Raw genomic sequence first — 14,755 nt, forward strand, 5'->3', positions numbered from 1 at the left:
TTTACTCACTCTGTGCAACGGCTCGAATGGTGGATTCATCAATTTGTGCATCGAACGCGTTGCGAAGTAACATTAATTTTTCATCATTCAGCAAAGCCGATTTTGCCGCTTCGGTCAATTGTTTGAAAATTGCTCGGCGAATTTCGAGCGGCGTTTGTTTATCTGGATTGTCGCCAATGGATAAATCATGGCTATAGCCTTTTTCAGCCAATGCAATTTCTAAATTTTTACGGGATTCCACATTATCTAAATGTGCCATATTGGGCTTTAATACCAATAAAAGATGGTTGTCAGCGTGTTTATCTAAGTAGCTATTTAAGGCAATTTGGCGTGAAAAACCACCTAAATTAAGTGAATTAGCAATCTCACACCATCTATCTTGTTGGCAAGATAGATTAATGGTTTTTTTCACTAATTCAGGGGTGCGTTCCTGCAAAATAGCTTGTTTGATATCGGACGGTTTGGCACTGTCTGCTTGATTTTCTAATTCAGGATTGAGCCACGTCCAACGGTAATCTTCGTCATCTACACTTTTAGGTGTTTTTTCTGCTTTTGAAGTGGATTGTTGCGTTGTGTGCTGCTGATTTTCTGCAAATTGGATAAACCGCTCTTGTAATGAAGCGGTCGAATTTTCCGATTTTTTTGCAATAAATTGAGGAGTTTTTAACTCAGGCTTTTTTTTTTCGGTTTGAGCTAAATCAGCTTGCTGTTGCTGTAATTTTTTACGAGCCTCCAGAGCCGCCATTGCAGGAGAAAGGGTAGTTGTACTTTCTTCTTTAGGCGTTACAGGAGCTGTAGCTGGTGCTTGTGTCGTTTGTGAAGCTACTGCCGATTTTTGCTGATTTCTCTCAAAAGTCTCTCTTAGCTGAGAAATCTGATTTTGTGGCTTCTGCTGAATATTAGCAACAGCGTTGTGAGTTTGCGGAGCAGCTATAGTTGGCATTACGACAGTTGCTATTCTTTCCGCCTGTTTTGGGTGGAAAGCTAAAGCTCGCAGAATTGCCATTTCTACGCCAGCACGTTGCTCAGGGGCAAAAGGCAGCTCTTTTTTGCTGTTCAGGATAAGTTGATAGAAAAACTGCACATCTTCAGGCGGCATTTGTTTTGCCAGAAAATGGATAAGTGTTTCTTCAGTATTGGTCGTTTTGATTAATTGCAACATCGCAATTTTGTGCAATGTTTCGGCAATATCACTTAGTAGTTGCTGCCAATCCACTCCTTTAGAGGCTATTTGCTCAATCATCGCCATCGCTTTTTCGCCATCAGCTTGGGCGATTGCTTGTACTAACTCAAGTGGTTGATTGTCATCAATCAACCCAAGCATTTGGCTTACTACGTCTAGCGTAATATTCGCATTACTCATTGCGATAGCTTGATCGGTTAAGCTAAGCGAATCACGAATACTGCCGTGTGCCGCTTTCGCTAGTTTTTCGATAGCAATGGTTTCGTAGGGAATGCTTTCTGCGTTAAGAATAAACTCTAAATGTTTCGCAATTTGCGATTGTTCTAATGCACGCAAATGAAATTGCATACAGCGAGAAAGAATGGTGATCGGCAGTTTTTGCGGATCGGTTGTCGCTAACAGGAATTTAACGTATTCAGGCGGTTCTTCAAGGGTTTTAAGTAACGCATTGAAACTGTGGCGAGAGAGCATATGCACTTCGTCAATCAGATAAACCTTAAAACGTCCAACTGTGGGTTTGTATTGTACGTTATCAAGTAGTTCTCTAGTGTCTTCTACTTTGGTGCGAGAAGCTGCATCGATCTCAATCAGATCGATAAAATGTCCTTCTTCAATAGCCTTACAGTTAGCACATTCGCCACAAGGCTCGGCGGTAATGCCATTTTCACAGTTTAGCCCTTTGGCAAAAAGGCGAGCAATGGAGGTTTTACCCACACCACGAGTGCCTGAAAACAGATAGGCGTGATGAAGCCTATCTTCTCTTAAACTATTTTCAAGAGCAGATAAAACGTGCTGCTGACCAACCACTTCTGAAAAGCGTTGAGGTCTCCATTTACGGGCTAGAACCTGATAACTCATATTTGTTTTTTATCCATTTTGTAGAGGCTAATTGCAATTAGCCTCTACTGGTTGCAAAAAATTGAGAAAATACAACCGCTTGTAATTAGTGACCTTCAAAACTCACTAAGCTGAAGGATTTTATTCCTTCTTGTTCTAAACGCTCTTTACCACCTAAATCAGGAAGCCAGATCACGAATGCGGCGTGTTCTACTTTGCCTCCTAAACGGCGGATTAATTTAGCTGTTGCGTCAATCGTGCCACCTGTTGCTAATAAGTCATCGATCATTAACACATTGTCGTCAGAATTGATTGCATCTTTGTGAATTTCTAGTGTATCTTCGCCGTATTCAAGTGTGTAAGATTGTGAAATGACTTCACGCGGTAATTTTTTAGGTTTACGAACCAGTACAAAAGGCACGCCAAGTGCTAAGGCAACAGGAGCGCCGAAAATAAAACCACGAGATTCTGTGCCGACAATTTTAGTAATGCCTTTGTTTTTAAATTCAGCCACAATGGCATCAACAGAAGCTTGGAATGCTTTAGGCACTTCTAAAAGAGAAGTAATATCACGGAAAATAATGCCTGCTTTAGGGTAATCAGGAATGGATTTGATAGAAGATTTGATTAAATCTAATTGGTTCATTATTTGACCTATATGTAATTTGAAAATAACTGGAAAACTCTATAGAAAAATGAGGGAAATTTCAAGGAGAAATTACGAGATGGCAAAACAAAAGCAAGTAGGTCGGGCATTTATGCCCGACATTTTTTATAAACATTTCGCAGGTTTTGGTAATCCTGCAATTTTTGTGGCTTGTTTTGCTGGGCCATCAGGGAATAAACGTTGCAAATAACGACTATTGCCTTTTTCTTCGCCAAATTTTTGTGCCATTGCTTTTACTAGCATTCTAATCGCTGGAGAGGTTTTATATTCTTGGTAAAAATCACGCACTAGATAGATGATCTCCCAATGTTCAGCGGTTAAAGTGATTTGCTCTTTTTCAGCGATTTTTTCAGCGAGTTGTTCAGACCAGTCAGCTAAATTTTTTAAGTAGCCTGAGTCGTCAGTTGGGTAGTGGATATTATTTAGTTCAATAGACATAAAATAAAAATGCCACATAAAGTGGCATTCCTCTTAGATTTTAATATTAATCATCAGTGCCTAATACACCGAAGATTTGTAAGAAACTTACAAATAGGTTGTAGATAGAAACATATAAATCAACAGTGGCACGAATATAATTCGTTTCGCCGCCGTGAATAATATTGCTGGTTGCAAGTAAAATTGCACCGCTTGAGAAGATAACAAATAAGCTACTTAACGCTAATGCTAAAGCTGGGATTGATAAGAAAATGTTTGCAATAATACCAACTAATAATACAACGAAAAGAGCCATCATCATTCCGCTTAAAAAGCTCATATCTTTTTTAGTTGTTAAAACATAAGCTGAACAAGCGAAGAAAACTAATGCTGTTGCACCGAATGCAAGGGCAACAATATCGCCTAAACCAGCACCGATGTAGCGGTTTAAAATAGGACCTAAGGTATAACCTAAGAAGCCTGTTAAAGCAAATACGCTTAAGATACCCGCACTGCTATTTGAAGTGGCATTGGTTAAGAAAAGTAAGCCATAAAATCCGATTAATAATCCCCACCAAGGCATTGCCGGTGCGTTCATTTGCATTGCAACAAAAGCAACAACGGCTGAGAAAGTCAGTGTCATTGCCAATAACATATAGGTATTGCGTAGCACTTTGTGGGTGCTAATAAGTGATTCATTTGTTGAGTAGCTATGAGCTAAACGATTTTCCATAAAAATTCCTTCTGTTTTTGTTTTTAAATCGGAAAAACCGACGGATTGATATGTATGGATAAATTTCCATAAATCAAGTCTTAAATTAGCGGTAATTTATTGTAAAGTCAATGCGATTTTGTAACAGAGGAGTAAAAAAAATAATTTAGTTATGTTACACTTAACACAATTCTACTGCTTGTTCCTTTAGTTTGTTATGAAGCTTAATTTCCCAACTTATTTGACCTTATTTCGTGTCGGAATGATTCCACTTTTTATTGTGGCATTTTATCTGCCGACGAAATATGCCCCTGAAATTGCTACCTTGATCTTTTTTATTGCTTCTATTACTGATGCATTTGATGGCTATTTAGCCCGAAAATGGAATCAAACTACGAGACTCGGTGCATTTTTAGACCCTGTTGCCGATAAAGTCCTGGTTGCAGTTGCTTTTGTCTGTGTAGCGGAGCATTACCATACTTGGTGGGTGACGATTCCAATCTGCATTATGATTGCTAGAGAGATTATTATTTCTGCATTACGTGAATGGATGGCTGAGCTTGGTGAGAGAGCAAGCGTTGCCGTTTCCATTTGGGGGAAAGTCAAAACAACCGCTCAAATGCTAGCCTTAGGCGGAATGATTTGGCGACAAAGTGAAACAATAGAAATTTTAGCCTTTATTTTACTTTATATTGCGGCAGGCTTAACTATTTGGTCGATGTTGCAATATTTGAATGCTTCAAAAGGTAGTTTGTTGAAGTCGTAAGCGGTCTATTTTTATTATTTTTTTGCAATTGGGAACTAGTTTGCAATTGTATATTCTGAATTTCATCACACATAATGTCCGAATTTGATTCAAAATCTTTCCTTGCTGATGTACCTCATCAACCTGGTGTTTATCGTATGTACGATGACAAAGGGAAGATTATCTATGTTGGCAAAGCGAAAGATTTAAAGAAGCGTTTATCAAGCTATTTCCGTGCAAATTTGCCCAATCGTAAAACCGAAGCATTGGTGTCGAATATTGCTCATATTGAGACAACACTTACCCATTCTGAAACAGAAGCCCTGCTATTAGAACACAACTATATTAAAGAAAACCAACCTAAATATAATGTGCTTCTGCGTGATGATAAAGCCTATCCTTATATTTTACTCACTAAACATCAACACCCTCGTGTTGGTAGCTTTCGAGGCAGTAAGAAAATCAATGGCGAATATTTTGGACCTTATCCTAATGCTACCGCAGTGAGGGAAACACTCTACTTACTGCAAAAGATTTTCCCTGTCCGTCAATGTGAAGACAGCTATTATAAAAACCGCTCTCGTCCTTGTTTGCAATATCAAATAGGACGTTGTCTCGCTCCTTGTGTGGAGGGTTATTGCACGCAAGAAGAATATGATAATCAAGTCAAATTAGTCCGACTGTTTTTACAAGGTAAAGATCACCAAGTGGTTGAATATTTGATTGGTAAGATGGAAAGTGCGGCTGAAAATCTGGAATTTGAAACAGCGGCACGTTATCGAGATCAAATCCAACTCGTGCGGGAAGTAATGGAAAAACAGTCGATCTCAACTGATCGCTGGGACGATCTGGACTTTATTTCGATTGCTTACCAATATGGCATTGCCTGCGTGCATATTTTGTTTGTGCGTCAAGGCAAGGTATTGGGCAATCGAAGCTATTTTCCAAAAGTACCGAATCATACCGATCTTGCCGAACTTAGCGATACCTTTATCGGGCAGTTTTACTTGCAGATGAATCAACATCGTACCATTCCAAATCAGATTATTATCGATCAAACAATGAGTGAAAAAGAAGCCTTAGAAACAGTACTCTCTGAACAAGCAGGGCATAAAGTGACTATTTTAAATAAAGTGCGAGGGGAAAAGAGCCGCTACCTCGCTCTCGCCCAAACCAATGCAATTGCAGCTCTGAATGTTCAATTAAAACAAGACGAACGTATTCACACTCGCTACGAGGCTTTACAAGCGGTGTTAAATCTCGAAAAAATTGCAAGAATGGAGTGTTTTGACATCAGCCACACAATGGGTAATCAAACAGTCGCTTCTTGTGTAGTGTTCGATGAAAACGGCATTTTGAAATCGGATTACCGCCGTTTTAATATTGAAGGTATTACGCCTGGTGATGATTATGCCGCAATGGAGCAGGCTCTTCTGAAGCGTTATGACCGACCACTTCCAGCGGAAAAAATTCCAGATATTATTTTTATTGACGGAGGCAAAGGACAGCTCAACCGAGCGTTAGACACTTTTGCTAGGCTGAAGGTGGAGTGGGATACATCTAAACCGCTCCTAATTGGTGTTGCAAAAGGGGTGGAACGAAAAGCAGGGCTAGAAACCTTGATTATTAGCAAATGGGATAAAGAGATAAATTTACCGCCCGATAGCCCTGCTCTACATTTAATTCAGCATATTCGAGACGAAGCACATAATTACGCTATCAATGCACACCGAAAAAAACGCCAAAAAGCCTTTACTGAAAGTGGCTTAGAAAGCATAGAAGGTGTTGGGGCCAAACGCCGTCAAGCCTTATTGAAATATTTAGGCGGAATGCAAGGTGTGAAAAACGCCACAGTCGAAGAAATTCAAAGCGTACCGGGCATCTCTAAAGCCTTAGCGGAAGTGATTTTTGATACTTTGAGAAATAGTTAAACTTACAAACGGTCATTTTTTAGAAATTTTTTACTAAAAACGGTCACTTGTAATCACTATTCAAACTGAAATAAAAAATAAGCAAACGATTGCGTAATCGTTTGCTTATTTATTTTTAAATCCGTATAATTCGCCCCAATTTTTATTTCTTAGATCTTAGTTTAGGGTATTTATGCAAAAAATTCTTTATCCTGTTGATTCCAAACCGCCATTTGGTTTAACGCTACTTCTTGCCGCTCAACATTTGCTGGCAGCGTTAGGCGGTATTATTGCGGTACCACTTGTGATTGGTAATGTACTCAATTTACCTGCAACGGATATTATTGTTTTAGTTAATGCAGCGTTATTGGTTTCGGGTATTGTAACTATTATTCAATGTCAGGGCATTGGACCTATCGGCTTACGTTTACCAAGTGTGATGGGAACGAGCTTCACCTTCGTAGCTGCAGCACTTGCTATCGGTTTTAGTGAACACGGTGTAGCAGGCATTATGGGAGCATCATTAGTGGGTTCATTGGTGATGATAATTGGTAGCTTTTTTATGCCTTATGTGCGTAAACTTTTCCCACCTGTGGTAACTGGCGTTGTGGTAATGATGATCGGGTTGAGCTTAATTCCTGTAGCGGTGGACTGGTTTGCAGGCGGTCAAAGAGGTGATGCTCATTATGCTGATCCTGCTAATCTTGCAATGGCAACTTTCGTATTAGTATTGGTTGTGATTTTAGTGCAATGGGGTAAAGGGATTTTCTCTGCCGCAGCGATTGTGATTGGTATGATGGTAGGCTATTTGGTAGCGTTAGCATTAGGTTGGATCAACTTTGAGAATGTAAAATCAGCCGATGTGGTAGCTATTCCACAGCCATTGCATTTTGGTCTTGCTTTCCCGATTTCAGGTATTATTGGAATGAGTATCGCTTATTTAGTAACCATTGTCGAATCAAGCGGTAACTTTTTAGCGTTAGGAAATGCGACACAAACCGAAATTACAGGTAAACATTTACGTGGCGGCGTGTTATGTGATGGATTAGGCTCCGCATTTGCAGCAATTATGTCCACTACGCCATTTTCATCATTCGCCCAAAATATCGGAGTGATTTCTTTAACAGGAGTGGCTAGTCGCTATGTTGTAACTGTGATGGGCTGCTTATTGGTATTAGCTGGTATCTTCCCGTGGTTTGGAGCCTTGATTGTGTCTATTCCAACTCCAGTTTTAGGTGGTGCGGGCTTGATGATGTTTGCAATGATTATTGCTGCAGGTATTCAAATGTTAGATAAGGTAGAACGTTCAAAACGTAACGGTCTCATTATTGCGATTTCAATCGGTTGTGGGTTAGCGGTGACTACACGCCCTGAATTATTGGATAAACTTCCTTCTTTTGTAAAAGAAGTATTTAGTTCAGGTATTACCGTAGGTTCATTATTTGCATTAATTTTGAATTTAATTCTACCAAAAGATAAAAATAAAACATCAGAAAACGAATAGTGATTGATGTAATCGGTAAATCTTACTTGAAATTTTCTGGATTAGTCACTATCTTATTAAAAGTTGGACGTCTTAACTCGTAATCAGAGTTAGAGCGTTTCTTTTTATTTTAGTTAGATATTTAAGGACAAATTTATGAGTAATGTTATTCACACAACAGACGCAACATTTGAACAAGATGTTTTAAAATCAGATGTACCTGTATTATTAGATTTCTGGGCACCGTGGTGTGGTCCTTGCCGTATGATCGGGCCTGTACTTGATGAGTTATCAGTTGATCCGCAATTTGAAGGAAAAGTAAAAATTGCCAAAATGAATGTAGATGAAAATCCGAATGTAGCTGCACAATTTGGCGTGCGTAGCATTCCTTTTTTACTTTTATTCAAAAATGGCGAGGTTGTTGCTCAACAAGTTGGCGCTCTTCCACACGCACAAATGACTGAATTTATTAAACAAGCGTTATAATTAAATGAAAGCAAAAATAGGGCGTATTTATCGCCCTATTTTTTTGTGATTCAAATATTGCCTGTAAAGGGTAAAACTGCAAGAAAATAACAAAAAAAGACCGCTTGTTTTATCAGATAAGCCTAGTCAAATGAGAACTAAATAGGTACAATCTTTAACTTGCGTTTTAAATTTTAAAGTGCGATTCGATTTTATTTTTGGAGATATTTATGTCGTGGAATGAATCAGGTAATCAGCAAGACCCTTGGGGGAAGCCGGGGCAGAGAAGAGCTGAACCAAAGCCTGAACAGCAAGAACAAGATCAAGAGCAAGGTCCTGCTCAAGGTTCACAACAAGGACCAACTAATAATCAACGAAATGAACAACAACCGCCTGATTTAGAAGAAGTTTTCAGCAGCCTATTGAAAAAAATAGGTGGTGGCAAGTCTCCTAATAATGGCTCTCGTAACCCAAACGGTGCTGGCTTTGGCAAACTTCTGCCTGTTATTTTAGGGCTTGCCGCTGTGGTGTGGGCAGGTTCAGGATTTTATACGGTACAAGAGGCAGAACGAGGTGTTGTTACCCGTTTAGGTAAACTTGATAATATCGTGATGCCGGGTTTAAACTGGAAACCAACATTTATTGATGCTGTAACGCGAGTAAATGTAGAGCGAGTTTCTGAGTTAAATACAAACGGCTCAATGCTTACTCAAGACGAAAATATGGTTCAAGTTGAAATGACGGTTCAGTATCGTGTGGAAGATCCTGCTAAATATCTATTTAGTGTGAGCAACCCTGATGAAAGTTTAAAACAAGCGACAGATAGTGCGTTACGTTATGTAATCGGTCATATGACAATGGACGAAATTCTAACCACAGGTCGAGCAACGGTGCGTGAAAGAACGTGGGCTACCTTGCGTGAAATCATTAAAACCTATGATATGGGCTTGCTGGTAACAGATGTAAACTTCCAATACGCTCGTCCGCCTGAAGATGTAAAAGCTGCCTTTGATGATGCAATTAAAGCACAAGAAGATGAACAACGTTTAATCCGTGAAGCGGAAGCCTATGCAAGAGGGGAAGAGCCAATTGCACGTGGTCAAGCTCAACGTACGATTGAACAAGCGGAAGCCTATAAAGAGGCAGTTGTGTTAAATGCAAAAGGGGAAGTGGAGCGTTTAAGCCAATTATTACCACAATATAAGGCTTCGCCAGAGCTTACTCGTGAGCGTTTATATATCCAAACGATGGAAAAAGTGATGAAAAATACACCTAAAGTCGTAATGGATTCATCAGGTAATAACCTCAATGTATTGCCTTTTGATAAATTAATGAATAACCCATCAGCAACTAAGGTTGAGCAACCTGCTGTTCCAGCACAAATTGTAACACCGCAAATTGTTCAACCTAAAACACAGGTTCAACCACAACAGGTAGAACAGCCGGCAGAACAAACTCGTAAAGGGAGATTTTAATAATGCGTAAATTATTATTACCTGTACTGGCTGTGGTGTCATTTGTTGTTCTACAAGCAGTAACTATTGTAAATGAAGGTGAACGTGGCATTATGTTACGTTTTAACAAAGTTCATCGTGATAGCGATCAAAAAGTCGTGGTTTACCAACCGGGTATTCACTTCAAAATGCCATTTATTGATAGTTTGAAAGTGCTAGATGCCCGAATTCAAACCTTAGATGGGCAAGAAGATCGCTTTGTAACTGTAGAGAAAAAAGACCTCTTGGTCGATTCCTATGTAAAATGGCGAATCAGTGATTTTGGTCAATTCTATACCTCAACAGGTAGCGACTATCAAAAAGCAGCTGATCTTTTACGCCGTAAAGTTAGTGACCGTCTGCGTTCTGAAATTGGTTCTCGTACCATTAAAGACATTGTGTCTGGTTCTCGTGGCGAGTTAATGGCTGGAGCTCAAAAAGCATTAAATGCTGGTGAAGATGGTACAGAGCGTTTAGGTATAGAAGTGGTTGATGTGCGTGTAAAACAGATCAACTTACCGAATGAAGTTTCATCTTCAATTTACCAACGTATGCGTGCAGAGCGTGATGCGGTTGCTCGTGAACATCGCTCACAAGGTAACGAGAAAGCAGAAATTATTCGTGCTGAAGTAGATAAAAAAGTAACTTTAATTTTGGCAAATGCGAATAAAACAGCTCAAACATTACGAGGCGAGGGTGATGCACAAGCGGCAAAACTTTATTCAGAAGCATTTAGTAATGAGCCAGAATTTTATAGCTTTATTCGAAGCCTAAAAGCGTATGAAGACAGCTTTGCGGAAGGGCAAAATAATATGATGTTATTGAAGCCAAATAGTGAGTTTTTACGCTTTATGCAAGCTCCTACAAAATAGTTGTATCTATAAAACCCGATCTTGTATCGGGTTTTGATTTTTTACCTATTTCAATGATTACAAGCGGTTGGTTTTTATAAAAATTTTGCAATATGGGGGCGAATTGCAATTCGCTCCTACAAATTGACCGCTTGCAATATTATAATAGGTTAATGTATTCATTCTGATTAAGGGGATTTTTCTATGGGTAAAAGTGTTGCGATTCTCGGGGCTCAGTGGGGCGATGAGGGTAAAGGCAAAATTGTTGATTTATTAACAGATCGTGTGAAGTATGTAGTGCGTTATCAAGGTGGTCATAATGCAGGTCATACATTAATCATTAATGGTGAGAAAACCGTTCTTCGCCTTATTCCATCAGGTATTTTGCGTGATAATGTAACTTGCTTAATCGGTAATGGTGTAGTGCTTTCGCCAGAAGCCTTAATGAAAGAAATGGGCGAATTAGAAGAGCGTGGTATTAATGTGCGTGAGCGTTTAAAAATCTCTGAGGCTTGCCCATTAATTTTACCTTACCACGTTGCGATGGATCACGCTCGTGAAGCAGCACTGGGTAAAAATAAAATTGGCACGACTGGTCGTGGAATCGGCCCTGCTTATGAAGATAAAGTAGCTCGTCGTGGTTTGCGTGTAAGTGATTTGTTCGACAAAGAACATTTTGCGGCTAAACTAAAAGATATTTTAGATTACTACAACTTCCAATTAGTAAATTATTACAAAGTAGAAGCGGTAGATTATCAAAAAACCTTAGATGATGTATTCGCTGTTGCTGATGTCATCAAAGGAATGGTAGCAGATGTAACCACGTTATTACACGAAGCTCGTGAAAATGGCGATAACATCTTATTTGAAGGTGCACAAGGCACGATGTTAGATATCGATCACGGTACTTATCCATTCGTGACTAGCTCAAATACCACTGCAGGTGGAGTTGCAACAGGTTCTGGCTACGGCCCTCGTAACCTAGACTATGTATTAGGTATTATCAAAGCGTATTGTACTCGTGTAGGTAGTGGTCCATTCACCACAGAATTATTTGATGAAGTAGGTGCTGAAATTGCTCGCAAGGGTAACGAGTTTGGGGCTGTAACAGGTCGCCCACGTCGTTGTGGTTGGTTTGATGCCGTAGCAGTTCGCCGTGCAGTACAAATCAACTCAATCTCTGGTTTCTGTATGACCAAACTAGACGTTTTAGATGGGTTTAAAGAGCTAAAAATCTGTACAGCATACAAAATGCCAGACGGCAGAGTAGTCGAATATGCACCACTTGCCGCAAAAGACTGGGAAGGTGTGGAACCAATTTATGAAACAATGCCGGGTTGGTCTGAAAACACCTTCCGTGTAGCCAAACGTGAAGAGTTACCACAAGCCGCATTAGACTATATCAAACGTATTGAAGAGTTAGTTGGCGTACCAGTAGATATTCTCTCAACCGGCCCAGATCGTGTAGAAACAATGATTTTACGCGATCCGTTTGCAGCATAATTTAAGATAAATAAAAGCCATTTAGTGAATTGATCTGCACCCCAAAGTTGGACTAAAAACTAACTGATTAAGGTGCAGATTTTTTATGACTAAATACAACCAATCTTTCAAACAATAAGCGATAGAATTTTATTTTCAAAATAGGAAAAATAGGTCACTTACTCGTCAGCATTTTCAGCTTACGGCTAAAACATTACAACGCTGGGTTCAGCAATATAATCATAATAGTATCAATAGGTTAGCTGTTTTAGATAAAAAGCAAATCTACTTGCCCCTAATTTAAATTATCTGCTGTACAAGCGGTTAAAAATGGGCAATTTTCTGCAGAATATGCTTGCCTTTATTTTGGGATTGCTAATTCGGGGATTATTAGCCAATGGTTGCAAGCCTTTGATAAACAAGGTGTAAACGGCTTATTACCTAAACCAAAACGGCGTCTGCCAATGAAACCGAAATACCCGAAAATGCCCCCCCTGAGCGCTTGCATTACCGTATTTTGGAGCTTGAAGCAGAGAGTGCGATTTTAAAAAAGTTGCAGGAACTCAACCAAGCCAAAATGCAGAAAAAGCCAATGTCGTAAAGGCATTACGAGAGCAATTTCCGCTTGAAATCCTGCTACGCCTTATCGGCTTAAAACGCAACACCTTCTTTACTATCTTGCAGATTAAAGTGGATAAAAATGCTGCGATTGTGCATTGGTTACACCAAGATTTTAATGCTACAAAACCCGATGAGAAATGGGGCACAGACATTACTGAATTCAAATTTGCGGAAGGTAAGCTTTATTTATCACCGATTAAGGATTTATTTAATGGCGAAATTATCGACTATGACTTGGTAGAACACCCGAACTTTGAGAAGATTACTCGAATGATGAATCAAGCTATGGCAAGGCTTAACGGCACAAAACCGATATTACATTCCGACGAAGGTTGGCAGTATCAAATGAAGGCGTACCAAACGCTGTTGAAGCAGAATGGTATGACACAAAGTATGTCAAGAAAAGGAAATTGCTTGGATAACAGTGCGATGGAAAGTTTTTTCGGGCGGCTCAAAACGGAATGTTACTTTGGTAAACGGTTTGAAACCTTTGCCGAACTTAAACAAACGATTCACGAGTACATTCATTACTACAATAATGAGTATATTCAAGTGAAACTAAAAGGACTCAGCCCTGTGGAATACAGAACTCAGCCCTTGAATTAAGTAAGCCTAACTTTTTGGGGTCAGCTCAAATTTAACTAAATGACTTTTTTGTAAAATAATTTAGAATTTTGACCGCTTGTAGAGCTTACTAAAGTAAATTAGATTTTACTTTAGAATATTATTTGTCTTAATAGAATTGATTTGTAAATTAAATGGCACGCCCTAAAGGATTCGAACCTTTGACCCACGCCTTAGAAGGGCTTCTATATATTTGATTTTTATTTTAATAAAGCTAATAATAACAATGACTTACAGAGCTAATTAATCATAGTTATACTGTGTTTATTACCATCTTTTCACGTCTTTTAACATCTTTTGTGGCACAATTTTGACACAATTTCCTTATTAATAGAGGGATAAACTCCCTCCATCACGTTTTGTGCCCTAAACGACAATCTGCCCAGTCTCTTTGAGATGGTTATAAATTCTCCCTAACATAATTTGCGTAGGGGTTTTGCCAATATCCTCTTTGGCAAGAGGGGCGTCAGTAATTGTTTTGGCAGACTGTGAGTCAATATATTTGTACTCACTTGTGATAATTACAAAGTTTGTGACCTCGCCATCGGTATCATCGCCTGTGCCAACGACATATTTGGCATTAAGTGAACCATCATCTTGCGTTGAGTAGCTTGCGATAGTTGAGTACATCGGGTTTAAGATTTTATTAAAAGTTGTCATAAGGGTTTCCTTTTGTAGATTGTTGATAAAATATGACCGTTTGTATTATTAAACGGCTTGGATAAATTTCTAAGAAATAGTTTTTGCACTGGTTGTTGCAATCAGCATCACTGTCATCGTAATCCCAGATGACGTGTGTACAATCCCTCCTGTAATTCTTTCGTGTCCGGCAAACGTACGATTAAACCGAATCACTTTAGCTTGATGAGCTGGGATAATTTCGGCATAGTCGCTATTGAGTATGCAAAAATATCGCTCGATAGGGGCTGCTGCAATATGAATATCTCTAGAGTAAGTACTATAGCGAATTGTATCACCGCCACGACGTCGTGATGATTGTGCGTAATTCACTTTTAACTGAACAATTTCGATAATATTGCTTCCTATTAGCTGATTGACTGTTAATGTGCCACTAAATGAGCCTGTTGCTCCTTCAAGGTGAGCTGCCTTAATAGTTCCGCCAGAGATAGTTGTACCAGCAATTGTACTGCCCGTGATAGCATTACCCACAATTTGACCGCCGTTAATGATTGGAGAGGTAATCATCTCATTTGCCTTAAGATGACGACCAAGAATAGTGCCATTAGCGATTAAGTCACCATTCA

General features: G+C 39.3%; 12 protein-coding genes and 2 pseudogenes. 8 read left to right on the top strand and 6 right to left on the bottom strand.

Annotated features, from left to right (window positions below; all coding sequences use genetic code 11):
* Position 1: 1 nt before the first annotated feature.
* The 4 genes from dnaX to ACERCF_RS10180 all read right to left on the bottom strand — a co-directional run bounded on the left by dnaX (position 2) and on the right by ACERCF_RS10180 (position 3,837).
* On the bottom strand, positions 2 to 2,041 hold the full coding sequence (dnaX, locus tag ACERCF_RS10165; RefSeq protein WP_373625508.1) for a DNA polymerase III subunit gamma/tau: 2,040 nt from the start codon (positions 2,039 to 2,041) through the stop codon (positions 2 to 4).
* Positions 2,042 to 2,126: 85 nt separating this feature from the next.
* Complete coding sequence (gene apt / locus ACERCF_RS10170) at positions 2,127 to 2,666, bottom strand: adenine phosphoribosyltransferase (protein WP_373625509.1); 540 nt, start codon at positions 2,664 to 2,666, stop codon at positions 2,127 to 2,129.
* A gap of 126 nt (positions 2,667 to 2,792) precedes the next feature.
* Positions 2,793 to 3,143 (bottom strand): TusE/DsrC/DsvC family sulfur relay protein, encoded by a 351-nt coding sequence (locus ACERCF_RS10175; protein WP_373611030.1) that lies wholly within the window; start codon positions 3,141 to 3,143, stop codon positions 2,793 to 2,795.
* 28 nt (positions 3,144 to 3,171) lie between these two features.
* Positions 3,172 to 3,837, bottom strand: a complete 666-nt coding sequence (locus ACERCF_RS10180) for a Bax inhibitor-1 family protein (protein WP_373625511.1) — start codon at positions 3,835 to 3,837, stop codon at positions 3,172 to 3,174.
* Between the two features lie 196 nt (positions 3,838 to 4,033).
* Between ACERCF_RS10180 and pgsA the strand changes: the two genes are divergently transcribed.
* The 8 genes and pseudogenes from pgsA to ACERCF_RS10220 all read left to right on the top strand — a co-directional run bounded on the left by pgsA (position 4,034) and on the right by ACERCF_RS10220 (position 13,472).
* Positions 4,034 to 4,582, top strand: a complete 549-nt coding sequence (gene pgsA / locus ACERCF_RS10185; RefSeq protein ID WP_373611028.1) for a CDP-diacylglycerol--glycerol-3-phosphate 3-phosphatidyltransferase — start codon at positions 4,034 to 4,036, stop codon at positions 4,580 to 4,582.
* A 74-nt stretch (positions 4,583 to 4,656) separates the two neighbouring features.
* Positions 4,657 to 6,492 (top strand): excinuclease ABC subunit UvrC, encoded by a 1,836-nt coding sequence (uvrC, locus tag ACERCF_RS10190; protein ID WP_373625512.1) that lies wholly within the window; start codon positions 4,657 to 4,659, stop codon positions 6,490 to 6,492.
* Between the two features lie 172 nt (positions 6,493 to 6,664).
* Positions 6,665 to 7,975 (top strand): nucleobase:cation symporter-2 family protein, encoded by a 1,311-nt coding sequence (locus ACERCF_RS10195; protein ID WP_373625514.1) that lies wholly within the window; start codon positions 6,665 to 6,667, stop codon positions 7,973 to 7,975.
* 135 nt (positions 7,976 to 8,110) lie between these two features.
* Entirely contained in the window at positions 8,111 to 8,440 is a 330-nt protein-coding gene (gene trxA / locus ACERCF_RS10200) for a thioredoxin (protein ID WP_373625515.1), read from the top strand.
* Positions 8,441 to 8,649: 209 nt separating this feature from the next.
* On the top strand, positions 8,650 to 9,894 hold the full coding sequence (gene hflK / locus ACERCF_RS10205; protein WP_373611025.1) for an FtsH protease activity modulator HflK: 1,245 nt from the start codon (positions 8,650 to 8,652) through the stop codon (positions 9,892 to 9,894).
* Positions 9,895 to 9,896: 2 nt separating this feature from the next.
* Positions 9,897 to 10,784 carry a protease modulator HflC gene (gene hflC, locus ACERCF_RS10210; protein WP_373625516.1) on the top strand — a complete coding sequence of 296 codons (888 nt, stop codon included), beginning with the start codon at positions 9,897 to 9,899 and terminating at the stop codon, positions 10,782 to 10,784.
* Between the two features lie 183 nt (positions 10,785 to 10,967).
* On the top strand, positions 10,968 to 12,266 hold the full coding sequence (purA, locus tag ACERCF_RS10215; RefSeq protein ID WP_373625517.1) for an adenylosuccinate synthase: 1,299 nt from the start codon (positions 10,968 to 10,970) through the stop codon (positions 12,264 to 12,266).
* Between the two features lie 121 nt (positions 12,267 to 12,387).
* Positions 12,388 to 13,472 (top strand): annotated as a pseudogene (locus ACERCF_RS10220) (IS3 family transposase).
* A 384-nt stretch (positions 13,473 to 13,856) separates the two neighbouring features.
* Here ACERCF_RS10220 and ACERCF_RS10225 read toward each other — a convergent pair.
* A complete protein-coding gene (locus ACERCF_RS10225; protein ID WP_373625518.1) occupies positions 13,857 to 14,150 on the bottom strand; it encodes a hypothetical protein in 294 nt (97 codons plus the stop codon).
* A 69-nt stretch (positions 14,151 to 14,219) separates the two neighbouring features.
* Positions 14,220 to 14,755 (bottom strand): annotated as a pseudogene (locus ACERCF_RS10230) (hypothetical protein); the annotation flags it as partial.

It is taken from the genome of Mannheimia kashgarensis (assembly GCF_041807705.1).
Classification (GTDB): domain Bacteria; phylum Pseudomonadota; class Gammaproteobacteria; order Enterobacterales; family Pasteurellaceae; genus Mannheimia.